Annotated in this window: 19 protein-coding genes; 16 read left to right on the forward strand and 3 right to left on the reverse strand. The window is 59.7% G+C overall.

The annotated features are described in order from the left end of the window. The first annotated feature begins 10 nt into the window (after window positions 1-10). From EV700_RS06135 to EV700_RS06160, 6 genes are all read left to right on the forward strand, one after another. Entirely contained in the window at window positions 11-1021 is a 1011-nt protein-coding gene (locus EV700_RS06135) for a polysaccharide biosynthesis protein (RefSeq protein ID WP_130411830.1), read from the forward strand. Next, complete coding sequence (gene wecB, locus EV700_RS06140) at window positions 1014-2141, forward strand: non-hydrolyzing UDP-N-acetylglucosamine 2-epimerase (protein WP_130411832.1); 1128 nt, start codon at window positions 1014-1016, stop codon at window positions 2139-2141. The genes EV700_RS06135 and wecB overlap by 8 nt, the downstream gene beginning before the upstream one ends. Window positions 2142-2367: 226 nt before the next feature. Further along, the gene (locus tag EV700_RS06145; RefSeq protein ID WP_130411834.1) at window positions 2368-3219 is read left to right on the forward strand and encodes a UTP--glucose-1-phosphate uridylyltransferase; all 852 of its coding nucleotides are present in this window, start codon (window positions 2368-2370) and stop codon (window positions 3217-3219) included. Between the two features lie 13 nt (window positions 3220-3232). Further along, window positions 3233-4897 carry a glucose-6-phosphate isomerase gene (pgi, locus tag EV700_RS06150; RefSeq protein WP_130411836.1) on the forward strand — a complete coding sequence of 555 codons (1665 nt, stop codon included), beginning with the start codon at window positions 3233-3235 and terminating at the stop codon, window positions 4895-4897. Then, the gene (locus tag EV700_RS06155; RefSeq protein WP_130411838.1) at window positions 4894-6177 is read left to right on the forward strand and encodes a nucleotide sugar dehydrogenase; all 1284 of its coding nucleotides are present in this window, start codon (window positions 4894-4896) and stop codon (window positions 6175-6177) included. Before pgi ends, EV700_RS06155 begins: the two co-directional genes overlap by 4 nt. A gap of 14 nt (window positions 6178-6191) precedes the next feature. Beyond that, window positions 6192-7565: a phosphohexomutase domain-containing protein gene (locus tag EV700_RS06160; protein WP_130411840.1), complete on the forward strand. Its 1374-nt coding sequence runs from the start codon at window positions 6192-6194 to the stop codon at window positions 7563-7565. 70 nt (window positions 7566-7635) lie between these two features. Here the strand turns inward: EV700_RS06160 and EV700_RS06165 are convergent, their stop codons facing one another. After that, on the reverse strand, window positions 7636-9018 hold the full coding sequence (locus EV700_RS06165; RefSeq protein WP_130411842.1) for an ABC1 kinase family protein: 1383 nt from the start codon (window positions 9016-9018) through the stop codon (window positions 7636-7638). 124 nt (window positions 9019-9142) lie between these two features. Here EV700_RS06165 and EV700_RS06170 point away from each other — a divergent pair, with 124 nt between their 5' ends. The 10 genes from EV700_RS06170 (at window position 9143) to EV700_RS06215 (ending at window position 17540) form a co-directional block, all read left to right on the forward strand. Next, the gene (locus EV700_RS06170; protein WP_130411844.1) at window positions 9143-9979 is read left to right on the forward strand and encodes a lysophospholipid acyltransferase family protein; all 837 of its coding nucleotides are present in this window, start codon (window positions 9143-9145) and stop codon (window positions 9977-9979) included. A 69-nt stretch (window positions 9980-10048) separates the two neighbouring features. Further along, window positions 10049-10303 carry a DUF1244 domain-containing protein gene (locus EV700_RS06175; RefSeq protein WP_130411846.1) on the forward strand — a complete coding sequence of 85 codons (255 nt, stop codon included), beginning with the start codon at window positions 10049-10051 and terminating at the stop codon, window positions 10301-10303. 108 nt (window positions 10304-10411) lie between these two features. Further along, entirely contained in the window at window positions 10412-11878 is a 1467-nt protein-coding gene (locus EV700_RS06180) for a glyceraldehyde-3-phosphate dehydrogenase (protein WP_130411848.1), read from the forward strand. Window positions 11879-12008: 130 nt separating this feature from the next. Further along, complete coding sequence (locus tag EV700_RS06185; RefSeq protein WP_130411850.1) at window positions 12009-12281, forward strand: metal-sensing transcriptional repressor; 273 nt, start codon at window positions 12009-12011, stop codon at window positions 12279-12281. Between the two features lie 17 nt (window positions 12282-12298). Then, the gene (locus EV700_RS06190) at window positions 12299-12634 is read left to right on the forward strand and encodes a rhodanese-like domain-containing protein (protein ID WP_130411852.1); all 336 of its coding nucleotides are present in this window, start codon (window positions 12299-12301) and stop codon (window positions 12632-12634) included. 6 nt (window positions 12635-12640) lie between these two features. After that, the gene (locus EV700_RS06195) at window positions 12641-13456 is read left to right on the forward strand and encodes a sulfite exporter TauE/SafE family protein (RefSeq protein ID WP_130411854.1); all 816 of its coding nucleotides are present in this window, start codon (window positions 12641-12643) and stop codon (window positions 13454-13456) included. Window positions 13457-13459: 3 nt separating this feature from the next. Continuing rightward, on the forward strand, window positions 13460-14152 hold the full coding sequence (locus EV700_RS06200) for an MBL fold metallo-hydrolase (RefSeq protein WP_130411856.1): 693 nt from the start codon (window positions 13460-13462) through the stop codon (window positions 14150-14152). A 57-nt stretch (window positions 14153-14209) separates the two neighbouring features. Further along, complete coding sequence (locus tag EV700_RS06205) at window positions 14210-15199, forward strand: serine/threonine protein kinase (protein ID WP_130411858.1); 990 nt, start codon at window positions 14210-14212, stop codon at window positions 15197-15199. A 91-nt stretch (window positions 15200-15290) separates the two neighbouring features. Beyond that, a complete protein-coding gene (locus EV700_RS06210) occupies window positions 15291-16442 on the forward strand; it encodes a fatty acid desaturase family protein (RefSeq protein ID WP_130411860.1) in 1152 nt (383 codons plus the stop codon). A 3-nt stretch (window positions 16443-16445) separates the two neighbouring features. After that, a complete protein-coding gene (locus tag EV700_RS06215) occupies window positions 16446-17540 on the forward strand; it encodes a flavin reductase family protein (protein ID WP_130411862.1) in 1095 nt (364 codons plus the stop codon). A gap of 4 nt (window positions 17541-17544) precedes the next feature. On the opposite strand, the gene EV700_RS06220 is transcribed toward EV700_RS06215, so the two are convergent. Both EV700_RS06220 and EV700_RS06225 read right to left on the reverse strand, forming a co-directional pair. After that, complete coding sequence (locus EV700_RS06220; protein WP_165391354.1) at window positions 17545-18342, reverse strand: DUF2059 domain-containing protein; 798 nt, start codon at window positions 18340-18342, stop codon at window positions 17545-17547. 20 nt (window positions 18343-18362) lie between these two features. After that, window positions 18363-19244 carry a LysR family transcriptional regulator gene (locus EV700_RS06225; RefSeq protein ID WP_130411866.1) on the reverse strand — a complete coding sequence of 294 codons (882 nt, stop codon included), beginning with the start codon at window positions 19242-19244 and terminating at the stop codon, window positions 18363-18365. Window positions 19245-19338 lie beyond the last annotated feature (94 nt).

Below are 19338 nucleotides of genomic sequence, written 5' to 3' on the forward strand. Positions count from 1 at the left end.
AGAACTGATCATGTTTGATAATGCGGTATTGATGATTACCGGGGGCACGGGCTCATTTGGGAATACTGTATTGAAGCGATTTTTGGATTCCCCTGTTAAGGAAATTCGAGTCTTTAGTCGAGACGAAAAGAAACAGGAGGATATGCGGATCGCCCTCGCGAATGACAAGGTCAAGTTTTACATTGGTGACGTAAGGGACTATGACAGTGTTGCTCAAGCCATGGTTGGTGTCGACTGCGTTTTTCATGCCGCAGCATTGAAGCAGGTACCTTCCTGTGAATTCTATCCTATGGAAGCGGTTAAGACCAACGTGATTGGCACTGAGAATGTTTTGAATGCTGCTATCGCAAATGGAGTTAAACGGGTAGTTGTTCTTAGTACAGATAAGGCAGTTTATCCGATTAATGCCATGGGTATATCAAAGGCGATGGCGGAGAAGCTGGTAGTTGCAAAGTCCCGCGCTATACCAAATGGAAGGACGGTGATCTGCGCTACTCGATACGGGAATGTCATGGCCTCCCGTGGATCTGTTATCCCATTGTTTATATCACAATTGAAGAATGGGGAACCCTTGTCAGTCACTGATCCGAACATGACTCGCTTCCTGATGTCTCTAGAGGACTCCGTAGATCTTGTTCTCCATGCCTTCGAACATGGTCAGCAGGGTGATATCTTTATTCAAAAGGCACCTGCTTCGACAGTAGAGGATCTTGCTGTAGCCTTAAAGCAACTTTTCAACGCGAATAATCCTGTCAATATCATTGGCACTCGTCATGGGGAAAAGTTGTATGAATCATTAGTTTCCCGTGAGGAAATGGCAAAGGCAGAGGATATGGGTCGTTATTATCGGATACCTGCTGATAATCGCGATCTTAATTATCGCAAGTACTTTGTCGAGGGCGAGCAAAAAATATCCGATCTCGATGATTATACTTCTCACAATACGCAGCGGTTAAGTGTGGAGGGGATCAAAGAGTTGTTGCTGAAGCTCGAGTATGTAAGGGGTGAGTTAAATGCTTAAGGTCATGACTTTGGTGGGGACTCGTCCTGAGTTAATTAAGATGAGCCGTGTAATTGCCGAGATGGACAGGTATGTAAACCATATATTGGTTCACTCTGGGCAAAATTACGATTATGAGCTTAATCAGGTTTTCTTTGATGATTTGGAGATCCGAAAGCCGGATTTTTTCCTTGGGGCTGGCGGGGATACTGCTGCGAAGGCCATCTCTGACATTATATCTAAGGTTGATGACTTGCTCGAAGAGGTAAAGCCAGATGCATTACTGTTATATGGTGATACCAATACCTGTCTGGCAGTGATAGCGGCGAAACGCAGAAAAATCCCAGTTTTCCACATGGAAGCTGGTAATAGGTGCTTTGATCAGCGCGTACCTGAGGAGTTGAATCGCAAGGTTTTGGATCATCTCAGTGATATCAATCTGGTTTTGACTGAGCATGCCCGCAGGTACTTGATTGCAGAGGGAATTAGGCCTGAAACAATCATCAAGACAGGATCTCATATGGCTGAGGTTCTGGAGTACTACGGTCCCAAGATTGACGCCTCAAATATTCTGGAGCGACTGGGTCTGACACACGGAAAGTATTTTATTGTCAGTACGCATCGGGAAGAGAATGTTGACTCTCCTCAGAATCTAGGCGACTTGCTCGACACCCTTAATGCTTTAGCTGAGTCTTATGGTATTCCAGTCATTGTTTCAACGCATCCGAGAACACGCAAGAGATTAGAAGATCTTGGTCGCGCGTTAGACAATCCGCTGATCAGCTTTGTTAAGCCCTTTGGTCTATTGGACTATATAAGGCTTCAAAAATCTGCTTTTTGTGTATTGTCAGATAGTGGGACAATTACGGAGGAGGCATCACTTCTTAACCTGCCAGCTATAACTCTTCGAAACGCCCATGAGCGTCCTGAGGGTATGGATGAAGGTACACTGATAATGAGTGGCCTGAAAAAAGAGCGAGTGCTTGAAGCCGTTGGAGTGGTTACATCCCAGCACTCAGTTTCTCCAAGAAGAATTCCTGTTGTGGATGATTATCTTGGTGGGCCTGTTTCTGCACAAGTTGTTCGTGTTGTTTTAAGCTATGTTGATTATATCAATCGAGTTGTATGGCGACATCCATAGCGTCTACGGCTCTTAGTCTTCGCCAACGGCTTGGAGCAGGTACAACACGATTCCATCCCTCCAAAGAAGAGATAAAGCTTTGGAGGGTTGTGAGGTTGTGAGTCCTGATGCTTTTTTTGTTGCGTGCTCCCTTTGAGTTCCAGATGGTTTTTTTTAATCATAAGAACTTGTCGTCGGTATGCCGAAAAGGAAGTTTCACTTGTTTGGCTCAGATTGGGGTGGGGGTATGGGTGTAAAAGTGGTGGTTATCCCCGTGGCGGGGCTGGGTACACGTTTTCTGCCGGCAACCAAGTCGGTTCCCAAGGAAATGTTGCCCGTGCTGGACAAGCCCTTGATCCAGTTGGCGGTTGAGGAGGCCTCTCGGGCCGGCATCAAGGAAATCGTTTTGGTGACCAATGCCGCCAAGCGGGCGATCGAAGATCATTTTGATGAAAACTTTGCGCTGGAACAGATGCTGGAGTCCCGGGGCAAACACGCTACGTTGAAACTGGTGCGGGAAACCTTGCCCGAAGGCATGACCGTTACGGTTGTGCGCCAGCGACAGGCATTGGGCCTGGGACATGCGGTGTTGTGCGCCCGGAGCGTGGTTGGCGACCGTCCTTTTGCCGTAATGTTGCCTGATGACTTCATTGACGATGTCGATGCCGGTTGTTTGGCGGACATGGTTGCCATTTATGCGCAAACCGGCGCCTGTTCACTGGCGGTGGAGGAGGTGCCACGCGCCAGTGCCGACAAGTACGGTGTGGTTTCACTGGATGCTGACGACCGTATTTCCGCCATGGTGGAAAAGCCTGCGCCGGCCGATGCGCCCAGCACGCTGGCGGTTGTGGGAAGATATGTATTGCCTGCGGCTGTCTTTGAGGCATTGGCCCAGGTGAAGCCCGGCGCGGGTGGCGAAATCCAGTTGACGGATGGCATTGCCGCCATTCTGGACCGTGTGCGCTTTGTGCCGCACCGCTTCAAGGGCGTGCGCTATGATTGCGGCAGCAAGCTGGGCTATCTCAAGGCGAACGTGATGCTGGGCCTGAGGGATGCCGAGGTTGGTCAGGACTTCAGCGCCTGGATTCACTCACTTTAAGACGGAACGTCGCATGTCAACCGCAACCTCCCGATCGGATCTGCCGGAATGGAAGCGCCTTGAGGAAATCGCCCGACGGTTGACGGTCGAGCCCTTGGGCCGAATCGCGGCGGACCCCGAACGCGCGCGCCGGATGTTGTTCCGGGCGGGGCCGCTTTGTCTGGATTTTTCCAAGCAGAGGCTGGATGCAGAGGCCTTGAAGTCGCTGTTGCTGCTGGCGGAGAAGGCGGGTCTGCCGGGCAAGATCAGGGATATGCTCAGCGGCGGAGTGGTCAATCCGACGGAAGGGCGCCCGGCCTTGCATACGGCTTTGCGCCTGCCGCTTGGTGCGGAGCTGCGGGTGGACGGTGCGCCGGTGGTGGATGAGGTTCACGAAAGTCTTTCCCGGGTCGCCTCCGTGGTGGAGCGCATCCACTCCCGGCAATGGCGCGGCTTTTCCGGCAGGGCGATCCAGGATGTCGTTAACATCGGCGTTGGCGGTTCCGATCTGGGGCCGTTCATGGCGTCTCAGGCGTTAGGGGAATTCGCGCCATCCGAAGCCGAAGGCTTGCGCATTCACTTCGTCAGCAGCATCGACGGCACGCAGCTGGCGGATCTGCTGCACACGCTGCGGCCTGAAACGACGCTGTTCATCATTTCGTCCAAATCGTTTACCACCATCGATACCATGGCGAACGCCAATACGGCGTTGCAGTGGATGCTGAATGCCGCTCCGGATGCCGACATGGTCATCCCGCTGCACTTCATCGGCGTCTCGACGCGCCCGGACCGGATGACGGCCTGGGGGATACCGGATTGCAACCAGATCCGCTTCTGGGACTGGGTCGGCGGCCGGTTTTCGCTGTGGTCAGCGATTGGCTTGCCGATTGCCCTGAAGATCGGCATGACCCATTTCCGCTCGATGCTGGCGGGCGCGCATTTTGTGGATAATCACTTCCGCCAACAGCCGCTGGAATCCAACCTGCCGGTGCTGTTGGGGCTGGTCGGGGTCTGGAATGCCACCTTTCTGGATATCCGGGCGCATGCCGTCCTGCCGTATGACGGCCGGTTAAAGTATTTCCCGTCGTATCTGGCGCAGCTGGAAATGGAAAGCAACGGCAAGTCGGTGGATACGGGCGGTCAGCCGATTGATTATCATACCTGCCCTGTTTTGTGGGGGGAGGTGGGGTCGAATGCGCAACATGCCTTTTATCAATTATTGCACCAAGGGACGCAAATGGTCTCTTCGGACTTTATTGCGCCCGTCCGCCGCTATGGCCTGACCCATCATGATGGCGAGGCGCACAAGGGCTTGCAGCAACAGCACCAGCTGGCACTGGCCAATTGCCTGGCGCAAACCCGCGTGCTGATGCTGGGGAACAGTACGGCGGATATCCGGCCCGATACGCCGGGGTTCAAGCGCTATCGCGGCAACCAGCCGTCAACCACCATTCTGCTGGACGAGTTGAATCCCCATACCTTCGGCATGCTGATCGCCTTGTACGAGCACAAGGTCTTCGTGATGTCGGTGTTGTGGGACATTAACCCGTTTGACCAATGGGGCGTGGAGCTGGGTAAAAAAATTGCCATGGATATGGTCGAGGCGCTCCAGGGGCGGCCGGCGGCGGATACGGATGCTTCCACGCAGCAACTGCTGGCGGAGATTTCGCGGATAACAGGCGATGGAGTCGGGCCATGAAAGTGTTTGTACACGGTGACAGCCTGTACGCCTGGGTTGCCGCCGGGGCGCTGGCTGAGACGGGCAATGCTGTCGCCATGGATGCCGCCGCGAACAGTCATTTTCCCGAGCGGGAGCCCGGCCTGGAGTTGTTGCTGGACAAACAGCGTCACGCCGGCCGCTTGCAGTGCGGCCGCCCCCTGGATGACGCCCGCGAAGCCGGCGTTCATATTCTGGCTTCAGTGGGAGATCCGGACCAGCTGCGGCGAATTGCCTCGCATATCGTGCCGCTGTTGACGGCGCCTTCGGTATTGCTGGTCATGGCGTCGTTGCCGGTTGGCACTCTGGACAGCCTGCAGTCCGATATTGACCGGATGGCGTCGGCGTCTCCCGGCGGGCATGGCGCGACGGTGATCGGCATGCCCTTGTTCATCCGCGAAGGTTCGGCGCTGGCGGATTTTTACCGCCCGGCCAACTTGCTGCTGAGCGGCCCGCGTGAGTCGGCGGCGATGCGTCTGGTGCTGGAGCTGTTGCGCCCCTTCGCCCGCAAGGCGGAGCATCTTATGTTGGTCAGTCATCCGGCGGCTGAACTGATCAAGCTGGGCGTGACGGCCATGCTGGCGATGCGGGTCAGTTTCATCAATGAAATGGCGGCCCTGGCGGCCCGCCTGGATGTGGACATCGAACAGGTCAGGGAAGGGCTGGCGGCCGATCCCCGGATTGGCAGCGACTACCTCCAGCCCGGCTGCGGCTTTGGCGGTCCCAGCCTGACCCATGAACTGACCAATTACCTGGAAACCGTAAAGCTGCACCTGAACTCGCCCGGACTGATCGGCACGGTCATGGCGATCAATGACTCCCAACGCGAAGTGCTCTTCCGGAAATTGTGGCGCTTCTTCCGGGGACGGCTGAGCGGCCGGGTCGTTGCGATCTGGGGGGCCGCGTTCAAACCGGGAACGGCCAGCCTGGATAATTCCGTGGTGCATCCCCTGCTGACGGCGCTGTGGGCGCAGGGATGCACGACCGTGGTCTATGATCCCATGGCCGGACAGGCGCTGAGTCGTCAGTATGCCGGCCAGCCATTGCTGGTGATTGCGCCAACCGCGGTCGCCGCCGTGCAGGATGCGGATGCGCTGGTGGTGGTGACGGCCTGGGAGGAGTTCTGGAACCCCGACTTCGACAGGGTCAAGGCGGCCCTGATCAACCCGGTCATTTTTGATGGCCGCAATATCTACAACCCTGATTATCTGAAAGAGCTGGGTTTCCGCTATTTCGGCATTGGCCGTGGTGAAACCGTCTGACAAGGAACTCCAACATGAATGCTGAAGCCAAACTGTCCGCCTTCAAGGCCTATGATGTGCGCGGCCGCGTGCCGGACCAGTTGAATGAGCGCACGGTGCAGGAAATCGGCCGCGCCTATGCCCGCGTCATCAAGCCTGAAGGGGCGGTGGCGGTCGGGCGGGATATCCGCGAAACCAGCGACGCCTTTGCCTGCGCGTTAATTGCCGGATTGAATGCCGAGGGTTGCCGTACGGTGGATATCGGTCTTTGCGGCACCGAGATGGTTTATTACGCCGCCGGGCAGGCCGGGATGGGCGGCGGCATCATGGTGACCGCCAGCCATAATCCTTCCGATTACAACGGCTTGAAGATGGTGCGTTCCGGGGCGCGGCCGATCAGCAGCGATTCCGGGCTGACGGAGATCGAGCAGGAAACCCGTCGTTTGCTGGCCGGTCCGGCCAGCACCCTTGCCGTTAACCCCGACCTGCACCGGCAGGAAAGCGTTCTGCAGCCTTATGTCAGCCTGTTGCTGGGGATGATCAATCCCGCCGCCATCAAGCCACTGCATCTGGTAGTTAACGCCGGTAACGGGTGCGCCGGGCCGGTATTCGATGCCTTGGCCGCGCATTTGCCGATCCGGGTCACCCGCCTGTGCCACGAGCCGGATGGCACGTTTCCGAATGATGTGCCCAATCCCATGCTGATCGAGCAGCAGCAATTCACCGCCCGCGCAGTGATTGAGCATGGCGCCGATCTGGGCTTGGCCTGGGACGGTGATTTTGACCGTTGCTTTTTCTTTGATGAAACCGGGCAATTCATCGAGGGTTATTATCTGGTGGGATTGCTGGCCGAGCAGTTGCTGAAGAAGGCGCCGGGTTCAACGGTGATTTACGATCCGCGCTTGACCTGGAATACGGTGCAACTTGTGGAAGCCTTCGGCGGGAAGCCGGTGATCTCCAAATGCGGTCACTCCTTCATCAAGGACAAGATGCGCGAGCAGGATGCGGTTTATGGCGGCGAGATGTCGGCGCACCATTATTTCCGCGACTTCTTCTATTGCGACAGCGGCATGATTCCCTGGCTGCTGATGCTGGAACAATTGTCCGAATCCGGCGCGAAGTTCTCGCAAGTGGTGGAAAGCTGCATGCGCGAGTTTCCGTGCAGCGGCGAAATCAATTTCACCATCAAGAGCGCGGCGGAGGCCTTGCAGCGCGTCCGGGCTTTTTATGAAGGCTCGGCCGTTACCATCAGCACCCTGGACGGGCTGACCATGGAATTCGCGCAGTGGCGTTTCAACCTGCGCAGTTCCAATACCGAGCCGGTGGTGCGTCTGAATGTGGAATCGCGCGGCGACAAGACATTGCTGGCCGCCAAGACAGCCGAGCTGAAGGAACTGATCACCGCCTGAGTTCCCGCATGGCGGCCACTAACAAAAACCCCGGCATGCAGCCGGGGTTTTTGTTGGGAATAGGCCTGGATCAGGCCGTCTGCAGATAGTGTTCCAGCATCGGGCGGCTGTGGATCTGCGCATCGATGACCGTCATGAAGGTGTAAGCCCCCACGAATTTGCGGCTGATGAACATCAGCTCCTTGGGCGGCACGGTGAAATGGCGGGTGGCGGCGGAGCGGGCGGCCTTGGCCATGACCCGGTTGTGCAGGTTCGCCTTGGCCCAGATGTAACGGCCGTCGGCGGTCAGCGCCTCCGCCGGAACGTCCGTCATGTCGGAGAAGGGCTCTACCGCCAGGAAGAACAGTTCGGCTAGTCCCCGGCGGACATCAACCGGAATGCTGAGGAAGAAGGGGTGCGATTGCATCACGTCCAGCATGCCGTCCATATTGCGGAAGAACGCGGCGCGGGTGAGACCGCGCGCCAGGTTCAGCAGATCGTCCGGGAAGTCGCGGACCGCGCCGAAGTCAAGCAGCACGATCTGGTCCGGGTTAGTGTCGGTGCCGTCGCCCAACCGTACCAGGTAGTTGCCGAAGTTGGGGTCGGTCTGCATTTCGCCCCATTCAAAGACTTCACGGCAGCAGATTTCCAGCGAGGCTTCCGCCAGCCGGTTCCGGCGTTCCTGGGACAGCGTCATGATGGCGTTGCTGTTGATCGGCACGCCATGTTCATAGGACATGGCGATGACTTTCTCGGTGCTGTAATCCGGGTAGATGTGCGGCACGATGTAGCGCTTGTCGCCCTTGAGGTGTTCGTGGAAAAGGCGGGTGGTTTCCATTTCCTGCGGGTAGTTGACCTCGCGGTGCATCATCAGCCGCACTTCTTCCAGCCACTCCTCGAACTCGCGGGTCTGCGGCACCACGCGCGCCAGGCGCATCATCTGCGCAACCAGGCTGAGGTCGGAGTCGATGGCGTCGGCGACACCCGGATACTGGATCTTCAACACGAGTTCAGTGCCGTCAGACTTGCGGACGGCGCGGTGCACCTGCGCCAGCGAGGCGGCGCCCAGCGGCTCGGGGTCGATGATCAGTTCGCCGTAACGCTTTTCGCCCAGTTCGGTCATCAGGTACTGCTCGATGACGTCCCAATGCAGGGCAACGGTGTTGTCGTTCAGCTGGTGCAGGGCGCGGGTGACTTCCGGGGGCAGGAAGTGTTCGCCGTAGAGGGCCATCATCTGGCCGATCTTGACGATGCTGCCCTTGAGCTTGCCCATTTCCCGCACCAGGTATTCGGCCTGTTCGGCCATGGCGCGCTTGCGGCGCAGACCTTTTTCTTCCTCCGAACTGAACATGCTGGCGGCGCTGGCGGTGGCCAGGCGGGTGCCGGCGACCAGGCTGGCCTTGGCCAGTGACCAGCGCCGTTCAAAGCCGCCGGTTTTCAGACTTTTCAGCTTGTTCGGGGTGTGTTCGCTCATGGGGAAGATCACAGTCCGTAAAAGGGTGGGGAATTGTAACGTAAAAGACGCTTAAAAGGCTTGGCTTGTCTGACAGGATATGGGTAACAATTACGGCATATCTGTCCGAAGAGATCCTGACGTCATGGCCAATGCCGTTGTGCCGTTCACCCCGCCGCCCCTGTCACAGGTTCGGTCCCGCCTGGCCTTGATGAACCGCTGGTTCGCGCCCCGATTTTTCGGGCTGGAGAATCTGGACCCCGCGCGGCCGGCGCTGTATGTCGGCAACCACACCCTGTACGGCACGCTGGACGGTCCGCTGATGTTGCTGGGCCTGTATGAAAAGAAAGGCATTTTCCTGCGTTCGCTGGGCGATCATATCCATTTCAAGGTGCCGGGCTGGCGGCGCATGCTGGTGGAAAACGGAGTGGTGGCGGGTACGCCGGAGAATTGCAGCGCGCTGATGGCGGCCGGCGAGCATATCCTGGTCTACCCCGGCGGGGGCCGTGAAGTGATGAAGAACAAGGGCGAGGAATACCGGCTGGTCTGGAAGAACCGCACCGGCTTTGCGCGCATGGCGCTGGAACACGGCTACGACATCATTCCCTTTGCCGCCGTCGGCGCGGACGATACCTACCGCATCCGTTACGACGCTAATGATTTCAACGCCTCGCGGGTAGGGCGGCTGTTGCGCCGCAGCGGCATTACCGACCGTTACCTGCGTGGCGGCGACGCCTTCGCACCGCTGGCGACCGGTCTGGCGGGAACGCCGTTGCCGCGCCCGGAACGTTTCTATTTCGCTTTCGGCGAGCGCATCAGCCTGTCGCCGTTGCAGGCGAGGGCGGAGGAAACCGAGGTGCAATGGCAGGTGCGCGAGCAAGTGGCCAACCGCATTTACAGCCTGATGAACGAGCTGTTCGCCCGCCGTGACGCCGAGCAGCCACAATGGCCGTTGTGGCGGCGCAAGCTGATCCAGCGCTAAACGCCGATCCCCCGCCAACGGGGGCCAGCTTCCATTTTTCAAGTCAATCCATCATTGCCGGAGACCCTCATGCAGGACCTCGATCAAGCCACCCGCACCGAACTGGAAGCCGCCGCCTTCCGTCATCTGCTGCAACACCTGCGCGAACATACCGAAGTCCAGAACATCGACCTGATGAATCTGGCCGGTTTCTGCCGCAACTGCCTGTCGAAATGGTACAAGGCCGCGGCCGATGAAAAGGGGCTGGAACTGGATTACGAGGCCGTTCGCGAAATGGTTTACGGCATGCCCTACAACGACTGGAAGGCCCGTTTCCAGAAATGAGGCTGTCTTGTCTTTTTCCGCCAGACCTTGCGGAAACCTGACAGCCTGCGCAAAAAGGGCTAGAATACGCGCCACTTTTTCTGTCAAACAGCCCGTGAGGATGAAGCCGTGAGCGATGCCGATATTCAAACCCTGCGCGAAGGTCACTTTGGTCGTTGGAAGAACCGCGAAGCGATCGCCGAAACCCTGATTCCGGTGATCGGCAAGCTGTACCGCGAGCGCAACATCATCGTTCAGGTCTACGGTCGCAACCTGGTCAACCGTTCGGTCATCCAGATCCTGAAGCTGCATCGCCGCGTGCGCATGATCGCCGGAGAACTCTCGGTGGTCGATACCGAGCCGATGATCCTGGCGCTGGCCGCCATGACCGATGTCGGTTCTTGCCAGGTTGACGTGGGCAAGCTGGCCACGGACTACAAGAACAGCGACAAGAGCCAGACCCCGGCGGAATTCCTGCGCGCCGCGCTGAAGCCCGCCATCGGCCTGCACACCGCCGAGCATCCCACCGATGTGGTGCTGTACGGTTTCGGTCGTATCGGCCGCATCATGGCCCGTCTGATCATCGAGCAGACCGGCAGCGGCCAGGGCCTACGCCTGCGCGCCATCGTCGTCCGCAAGACCCAGGAAGGCGATCTGGCCAAGCGCGCCTCGCTGCTGCGTCGTGATTCCGTGCATGGCTCTTTCGACGGCACCATCGCGGTGGATGAAGAAAACGAAGCCATCATCGCCAACGGCAACTTCATCAAGGTGATCTACGCCTCGAAGCCGGAAGATGTCGACTACACCGCCTATGGCATCAACAATGCCATCCTCATCGACAACACCGGCAAGCTGAAGGATGAAGAAGGCCTGGGCCGTCACCTGACCTGTCCGGGTGTTGCCCGCGTGATCCTGACCGCCCCGGCCAAGGGCGCCATCAAGAACATCGTCTACGGCGTCAACAGCAAGGACATCCTGGACAGCGACAAGATCATTTCCGCCGCGTCCTGCACCACCAACGCCATTACCCCGGTGCTGAAGGTGCTGAACGACAAGTACGGCATTGTCTCCGGTCATGTGGAAACCGTGCACTCGTTCACCAACGACCAGAACCTGATCGACAACTACCACAAGGCCGACCGTCGCGGTCGTTCCGCCGTGCTGAACATGGTCATAACCGAGACTGGCGCCGCCAAGGCCGTGGCCAAGGCGTTGCCCGAACTGCAAGGCAAGCTGACCGGCAATTCCGTGCGCGTGCCGACCCCGAACGTGTCGCTGGCCATCCTCAACCTGACGCTGCCGACCGCCGTGTCGCGCGATGAACTGAACGAGTACGTGCGCCAGATCGCCCTGCATTCCAACCTGCAAGGCCAGATCGACTACACCAGCTCCACCGAAGTGGTGTCCACTGACTTCATCGGTTCCCGCGCCGCCGGCGTGTTTGATGCCCAGGCCACCATCGTCAACGGCAACCATGTGACCTGCTATGTCTGGTATGACAATGAAGTGGGTTACAGCACCCAGGTCTACCGCATCACCGAACAGATGGCCGGTGTGCGTTACCTGACCATTCCGGCGGAATCGCTGAACGCCTGACCGACGGGTATGGTGTAAAAAAAACCGGGGCTGATCGCCCCGGTTTTTTTATGGTTTCACGGTCACAATAGCATTGCATTTCCCGTAAAAGGTTATACCATGGGGGGTATATACCGAGTGAGTACCCGCCATGCAGACCCCTCTACCCGAACACAAAAGCGAATTGCTGAAACGGCTGGCCCGCGTCGAAGGCCAGATTCGCGGCATCCAGAAACTGATCCAGAGCGATACCGAATGCGAGCAGGTGTTGCAGCAGATGACTGCCGCGCGCCGCGCCCTGGACAAGGCCTTCTTTGAAATGCTGGCTTGCGTCATCGAATCCAACGTTATCGAGGAAAGTTGTGACAAGCCGGTCGCCGACCGCATGTCGGAAGTGAAAGCCTTGCTGACCAAATACGCCTGATAACCGGAGTCGACGCCATGTCCATCAAGATGATCAGTATCCAGAATTTCCGCGAACACTACCGTCCCGGCCTGTTCATGATTGATGTGCGCGGCCCGGCCGAGTATCAGGCCCAGCATGTCGACGGCGCTCGACTTTATCCCCTCAACGAACTGAATCCCGCCCGGATCGAGGCCGATTTGCAGGCGCAGGGCCTGAAACATGAGGAACCGGTATTCGTGCTCTGCCAGGCAGGCATGCGGGCGCAGATGGCGGCGGCGCAACTGGTGCAGCAGACCGGCTTGAACGTGGTGGTGGTGGAGGGCGGCACCAACGCCTGCATGGGCGCGGGACTGCCCATCGTGCAAGGCTAGGGCGGCATGATCGCGCTGCTGATCGGCAGCCTGATCGGGCTGGTGCTGGGCCTGACCGGTGCGGGCGGTTCGATTCTGGCGCTGCCGCTGTTGATGACCCTGCTGCACTTGCCGATGACCACCGCGAGCGGCCTGTCACTGGGAGCGGTCGGGCTGGCGGCCTGGCTGGGTGTGCTGCTGCGGTGGCGGTCGGGCCAGATCCAGTGGTTTCTGGTGGCGGTGATGGCCGGAGCCGGAGCGCTGCTGACGCCGGTGGGGCAGTGGTTGGGGCGACAGTTTCCCGAGCCGGCGTTGCTGACGGCGTTTGCAGCCCTGGCCGCCTTGATCAGTATTCGCATGTGGCGTCAGGCCCGGCAACACCCCGAAGATACCCGCTTGTTGCGCGCCAGTCCTGAACTGGATGAGGCCGAGGGCGGGCCGGTATGCCGGTTGACCGGTAAGCCCCTTTACCTGCAATCACCGTGCGTGCTGCGTTTGCTATTGGCGGGCGCACTGGCGGGTGTGCTCTCCGGCCTGTTCGGTGTGGGCGGCGGCTTTGTGATTGTACCAATGCTGGTGTTGCTCACCAATCTGCCGATGCGCATGGCGGTGGCGACCTCACTGGGTGTGATCGGCGTGGTGTCCGTGGTCGGTTTTGGCAACTTCCTGCGTCTGCAAAGCCTGCCGATGCCGTTACTGCTGAGCCTGGTCGGTGGCGCGGTGCTGGGTATGGCGGCGGGCAGCGTGGTAGCCCGTCGCGTGGCCGGACCGGCGCTGCAGCAGGGCTTCGCCGTCATGGTGGCCCTGCTGGCGATGCAAACCTTATGGCGAGCCTGGAGTTAAGAAATGATCTTCCGTCAGTTGTTTGAACGCGAGTCCAGTACCTACACCTATCTGATTGCGGATGAGCAGACTCGGCAGGCGCTGTTGATCGACCCGGTGAAGTCGGAACTGAACGGTTACCTGCAATTGCTGAGGGAACTGGATTTGCGGCTGGAACAGGTGATCGAGACCCATATCCATGCGGACCACGTGACGGCGGCAGGCAGCCTGCGTACCGCTACCGGCTGCCGAACCCTGCTGGGTGAGCCGACCTCCAGCGAGTGCGTCAGCGCTACTTTCCGCGAAGGCGACCGCCTGTCCGTGGGCAACCTGACCTTGCAGGTGATGTATACCCCCGGCCATACCAGCGACTCCTATTCTTTCCTGCTGGAAACCGGCAACCGCCGCCTGCTGTTTACCGGCGACACCCTGTTGATTCGCGGTACCGGCCGCACTGATTTCCAGAATGGCGACGCCGCTGCCCAGTACCGCAGCCTGCAACGCCTGCTGGCCTTGCCCGGCGATACCGAAGTCTGGCCCGGCCATGATTACAAGGGCTGGACTTCCAGTACCATTGCCGAGGAACGTGCCCATAACCCCCGCTTGCAGGTGACTGATGAGGCCGCGTACGTGCAGCTGATGGCCAACCTGAAATTGCCCAACCCGCGCCTGATGGATGTAGCCGTCCCCGCCAACCGCGCCTGCGGCGAGGAATAAACCCGCCCGCTGCCGGACTGTGGCATCATCCGCGTTTTACCGTTGCGGATGCCGTTCATGTCTTCGCTGTCGCTGGATGATTACTCCCGGCTGTCCCCCGATCTGGTGATCAACGCCGTGGAAAGCACTGGTCGCCTGAGTGATGCCCGGGTCATGGCGCTGAACAGCTATGAGAACCGGGTCTATCAGGTGGGCATTGAAGAGTCGCTGCCGCTGATCGCCAAGTTCTACCGTCCCGCCCGCTGGAGCGATGCCCAGATTCAGGAAGAGCATGATTTCTGCCGCGAACTGGCCGCGGCGGAGCTGCCTGTGGTCGGCCCGGTGCCGGATGACGCCAGCCGCACGCTTAACGATTTCGAGGATTACCGCTTCACCCTGTTCCAGCGCAAAGGCGGGCAAGCCCCTGAGCCGGGTGACTACGAACAATTGCATCGCATTGGCATGTTGCTGGGTCGCATGCACGCCATTGGCCGTCAAAAGCCTTTTGTGCATCGTCCGGCGCTGACGCTTGCCCGTTTTCTGGATACTCCCTCACACGTTGTACAGTCCGGCGGCTTCCTGCCGTCTAGCCTTAATGATCGTTACGCCGCGGTGATCGCCCGCTTGCGCCAGCAGATTGCCGCGACCGGGTTGGAAGATGCCGCTTACATCCGCACGCATGGCGACTGTCATCCCGGCAACATCCTGTGGACGCGCGACGACGGGCCGTGGCTGGTGGATTTTGACGATTGCCAGTCCGCTCCGGCGGTGCAGGACCTGTGGATGCTGTTGGCCGGAACCCGTCACGAACAGGAATTGCAACTGGCGGAAATGCTGGACGGCTACAGCATGTTCTGTGACTTCAACGCGTCGGAACTGGTGCTGGTGGAAGGGCTGCGCAGCCTGCGCATGATCCATTACGCCGGGTGGCTGGCCTCGCGCTGGGACGATCCGGCCTTTCCGCGCTACTTCCCCTGGTTCAACAGTCCCGGCTACTGGGAGCAGCATGTGGCGGAGCTGGAACAGCAGGTAGTGCTGATGGACGAGGAGCCGCTGCGCCTGCTGTAAGAATTCGTGTCCGGCGGCTGCACAGCCATACAGAAAATACGGTTTTCTGTGCTAGATTGCGCGCCTCTTTCACCCTTGAAAACAGCCCGCCATGACCGAACTGCTGGAGCCCCGGACGGCCGACCGCCCCCTGACCGCCGCCACCCCGAATGATGACGCCCGTCTTGATGCCATCGAACAGGAATTCGAAGCGATCCGCGCCCGCGCCCGGGCGCAACTGGGTGCGGAGGACGTGGCCTACATCCGCCGCTTGCGCCGCAATTCGCGGCTGGCGGAGGTCGCCGGTCGCGGGCTGCTGTGGTTCGGTCGCGGGCCGCTCAGCTTTATCGCCGGCACCGGGCTGGTGTGGCTGCACCGCAATCTGGAAGCCATCGAGATCGGCCACAACGTACTGCACGGCCAGTACGACTATTTTCCGGAGATTCCGGAGTTCCACGCCCACAATTTCAAGTGGAAAGCCCCGATTGACGAGGAAGGCTGGCGGCGCGAGCACAACGCCATGCACCATGTGCACACCAATGTCTATGAAAAGGATCCCGACCTGAACCACGGCCTGCTGCGCACCAACGCCCAGACGCCGTGGAATCCGGCGCACCGCTGGCAGGTGCCGCTGTACATGTTCGGCGTCTATCCCACTATGCTGTACCGCTTCAACGGCCAGAACCTGGGCTTCGCGCAGGACTATCGCGCCGAGGCCTTCCCGGCTGGCAACGAAGGCTATGCGCTGGTCGATACCGGCGGCCAGTCGCTGGAAGAACGCCAGAAGCGCAACAGCCGCTCCATCAACCGCGTGCTGTTCAAGGAGTATGCCGTCTTCCCGGCGCTGGCGCTGCTGACCGGGCGTTCGCCGCTGCGGGTGCTGGCGGGCAACGCCATCGCCGACATGGTCAACAACTACTGGATCGGCCTGACCATCCAGGCCACGCATTTCACCGAACCGTTGCAACCGGAAGACGCCATCGACCACAAGGGCCGCTGGTACCTGTCGCAGCTGGATTCGTCGGTGAACTTCAAGGGCAGCCGCCGCATGAGCATCCTCTGGGGGCACCTTAATTACCAGATCGAGCATCATCTGTTTCCGGACATTCCCTCGCACCGTTACCCGGACATGGCGAAGGAAGTGAAGGCGGTCTGCGCCAAGCACGGCATCACCTACAAGCTCAACGACAGCTGGGGCAAGGCCATCCGCAATTATGTGAAGGTGATGTGGAAATATTCCTTCCCCAACAAGGCGGAGGCCTGATCCATGTTGCAGGCATTGAAGGCTCGCGCCAGCGTCCGGGCATTGCAGTGGCTGGGACGGGACCGGATGGACTATCTGGCTTCCAACACCATGACGGTGCTGAACCGCGCCGTGAATGACTTCCTGTGGACCTATGAGCTAAAGGCGGTGGTCACCGCAGTCCATGACGAAGCGCCGGGCGTGAAAACCTTCACTCTGATGCCGAACCAGCACTGGAAGGGGATGCAGGCGGGGCAATATGTGGAAGTGACGGTGGACGTCGACTGCCAGTCACTGACCCGTTGTTATAGTCCGACCGTGCTTCCGGGCGGCGGTATCAGCATCACCGTCAAGCGCGCCGGGCTGGGCGAAGTCTCCGGCTGGATGCACGACTGGCTGAAGCCGGGCGGGGTGGTGGGGTTGAGCCAGGCGCAGGGGTGTTTCCGCTATCGCGGGCAGGACAAGCTGCTGTTCCTGTGCGCCGGGTCGGGGATTACGCCCTGTCATGCCATGATTGCCGAGCGTCTGGCCTCGGGGGATGCGGTGGATATGCAACTGCATGCCCGTTTCGCCAGCGCAAAGGACGTGATTTTTGCCGACAGCCTGCGCGGCTGGAAAGAGCGGCTGTCGGTGGATATCGCGCTGAGCCGGGAAACGGCGGAAGGCTTTTCAGCGCCGTTGACCATTGAGAACTTCGAGGCCCGCTATCCCGACTTCCGTGACCGCGACATCTACCTCTGCGGTCCTGCCGGATTCATGGAAAGCATGGTGTTGCTGCTGACAGAGCTGGGCTACAACCTGGGCCGTCTGCATACCGAGCGTTTCACGCTGGCCGGGGTGGAAAGCGTGGGTACGATCGATTTCCAGAGCGCGCCGCCGGAAATCCGCTTCAACCACCTCAATACCACGGTGCAATTGACGGCGGACGATGCGGGGCTGACCCTGCTGGAAGCGGCGCGCCGTCACGGCGTGCCGGTGGAGTCGGGTTGCTGCAAGGGCATGTGCGGCAGTTGCAAGCTGACGCTGAAGGAAGGGAAGGTGAGCGGCAATGCCCTGGGGCAGGCCGTGTACCTGTGCACGTCCTACCCTGATTCCGCCAAGGTGGTGTTGGACGCCTGAGCGTTCAGCCGCCGCTGGTGCGAATGGAGCCGACGCACTCGGGCAGGCCCGGGGCAATGGCTTCCGCCACCCGTTGCCCGAAATCCGTGCCGATGGTTGCCAGCGCCTCGGCGCGCGCCTTGAAGTAGCGCTGCCCCAGCGGGCTTTGCGCGAATTGCAGGTAGCCTTGCAGCTGTTCTGCCGTCAATCCGCCGTAGAGATTGGCCAGCGAGCGCCGCACCTGACGGCTCATGAAGCCCACCCGGTTGCGCTTGGCGATGTTCAGCCCGATGTGCGAGCCGGGAATCTGCATCAGCGCCAGGCAGTCATAGGTATCCAGCCGTTCGATCAGCGCATCGGCGCTGGCCATGAACACGGCATTCAACGCCTCGTTCAGCTGAACAGCTTTCAGTAATTCCTGCGTTTCGGGGCCTGTGCCCGCAGCCGGAGTATTCAGCCGCTCCCGGAAGCTGGTTTCCGCCCGCAGCACCGCCTGTCCAGTGGGCGACTGATAGAAGTCGATCACCGCCTGCATGTCCTCGCCGCTCAGGGTTCGTGACAGCTCCTGCTGCAGTTGCGTATCGGTGAAGGGATTGTCGATCGTACTCTGGATGGTACCGCGTACCTCGTCCAGAAAGCGCTGCGGAATCCATTGCGTCACATCCGGGTCATACAGCGGCGTTTCCAGAAAATAGAGCGGCGTGCGGAAGCGGCTGGCCTGCAACAGTTCCGCCGCATTGGCCTTGGGAATCGGAGGCGGCAGGGGGACGGACTGGCAGGCGGCCAGCAACAGCGCGGACAGCAGGGGGAGGATTCGCCGCATCGTGGTTTTTCTCATGTCATTCAAGCCGGGGCATCGCGATCCCGCCGCAGCATCTCCAGCATGGCGCCGGCCGCCCGCGACAGGGTTCTGCGAGGATGATACACCACCCCCAGACTGCGATGCATTTCGACGCCGGACAGCGGCAGCAGCACCATGTCCTCGTTGGCCATGCTGGCGGGCAGCACGCTCCAGCCCAAGCCGATCGACACCATCATGCGGATGGTTTCCAGGTAATTGGTAGCCATGGTCACGTTCAGTTCCAGGTGCGATTCCTGAAACAGCTTCGCAGCAATCTGGCGGGTGAAGGTATTCAGCGACGGCAGGATGGCGGGATGGCTGGTCAGATCCGGCAAGGCCAGCCCCGGCTTGCTGGCCAGCGGATGATCGCGTCCGGCGACAAAGGCGAGGGGGTCATCCCAGATTTCCTCGGCCAGCAGGCGCGCATCCGGTACCGGCGGCAGGGTGACGATGCCCAGCTCCAGATCACCGCTCAGCACGGATTCGTAAGCCTCCTCCGAGTCGATGAACTGGATGTCCAGCCGTACGTCCGGATACTGCTGCGAGAAGCGGCGCAGCGTCGGCGGCAGGCGGTGGAGGCCGATATGGTGGGAGGTGCCGATGCGCAGCACGCCGGTAATCGGGCCGCTGAGATCGGCGATGCTTTTGCGGATGTCGTCGAAATCCAGCAGCCACTGGCGGGCGCGGGGCAGCAACGCCCGTCCCGCCTCGGTCAGTTGCACGCGGCGGCCGACGCGGTCAAACAACTGCACGCCCAGCGACTCTTCCAGATTGCTGACGCGCTTGCTGATGGCGGGCTGGGTCAGGAACAGCCGCTCGGCGGCTTGCGAGAAGGACTCGGTGCGGGCGACCTCGATGAAGGCCAGAACGTCGGCGGTATTCATGGGATGCCGTGGTTTTATGAATTGTGACTGAAGTATAAAACTTTTCTATTGTCGGGCGAGGGCGGATCGGGGGAGTATTGGCGGATATTCGTAT

The sequence above is a fragment of the Fluviicoccus keumensis genome (assembly GCF_004217445.1).
In the GTDB taxonomy this organism is placed as follows: Bacteria; Pseudomonadota; Gammaproteobacteria; order Pseudomonadales; family Moraxellaceae; genus Fluviicoccus; species Fluviicoccus keumensis.

Coding starts and splice junctions, on each gene's coding strand:
- EV700_RS06175 (WP_130411846.1), top strand. CDS start 10,049: ATGCAGGACCTCGATCAAGCCACCCGCACCGAACTGGAAGCCGCCGCC.
- EV700_RS06185 (WP_130411850.1), top strand. CDS start 12,009: ATGCAGACCCCTCTACCCGAACACAAAAGCGAATTGCTGAAACGGCTG.
- pgi (WP_130411836.1), top strand. CDS start 3,233: ATGTCAACCGCAACCTCCCGATCGGATCTGCCGGAATGGAAGCGCCTT.
- EV700_RS06165 (WP_130411842.1), bottom strand. CDS start 9,018: ATGAGCGAACACACCCCGAACAAGCTGAAAAGTCTGAAAACCGGCGGC.
- EV700_RS06170 (WP_130411844.1), top strand. CDS start 9,143: ATGGCCAATGCCGTTGTGCCGTTCACCCCGCCGCCCCTGTCACAGGTT.
- EV700_RS06145 (WP_130411834.1), top strand. CDS start 2,368: ATGGGTGTAAAAGTGGTGGTTATCCCCGTGGCGGGGCTGGGTACACGT.
- EV700_RS06225 (WP_130411866.1), bottom strand. CDS start 19,244: ATGAATACCGCCGACGTTCTGGCCTTCATCGAGGTCGCCCGCACCGAG.
- wecB (WP_130411832.1), top strand. CDS start 1,014: ATGCTTAAGGTCATGACTTTGGTGGGGACTCGTCCTGAGTTAATTAAG.
- EV700_RS06205 (WP_130411858.1), top strand. CDS start 14,210: ATGTCTTCGCTGTCGCTGGATGATTACTCCCGGCTGTCCCCCGATCTG.
- EV700_RS06160 (WP_130411840.1), top strand. CDS start 6,192: ATGAATGCTGAAGCCAAACTGTCCGCCTTCAAGGCCTATGATGTGCGC.
- EV700_RS06220 (WP_165391354.1), bottom strand. CDS start 18,342: ATGCGGCGAATCCTCCCCCTGCTGTCCGCGCTGTTGCTGGCCGCCTGC.
- EV700_RS06155 (WP_130411838.1), top strand. CDS start 4,894: ATGAAAGTGTTTGTACACGGTGACAGCCTGTACGCCTGGGTTGCCGCC.
- EV700_RS06195 (WP_130411854.1), top strand. CDS start 12,641: ATGATCGCGCTGCTGATCGGCAGCCTGATCGGGCTGGTGCTGGGCCTG.
- EV700_RS06210 (WP_130411860.1), top strand. CDS start 15,291: ATGACCGAACTGCTGGAGCCCCGGACGGCCGACCGCCCCCTGACCGCC.
- EV700_RS06135 (WP_130411830.1), top strand. CDS start 11: ATGTTTGATAATGCGGTATTGATGATTACCGGGGGCACGGGCTCATTT.
- EV700_RS06200 (WP_130411856.1), top strand. CDS start 13,460: ATGATCTTCCGTCAGTTGTTTGAACGCGAGTCCAGTACCTACACCTAT.
- EV700_RS06215 (WP_130411862.1), top strand. CDS start 16,446: ATGTTGCAGGCATTGAAGGCTCGCGCCAGCGTCCGGGCATTGCAGTGG.
- EV700_RS06190 (WP_130411852.1), top strand. CDS start 12,299: ATGTCCATCAAGATGATCAGTATCCAGAATTTCCGCGAACACTACCGT.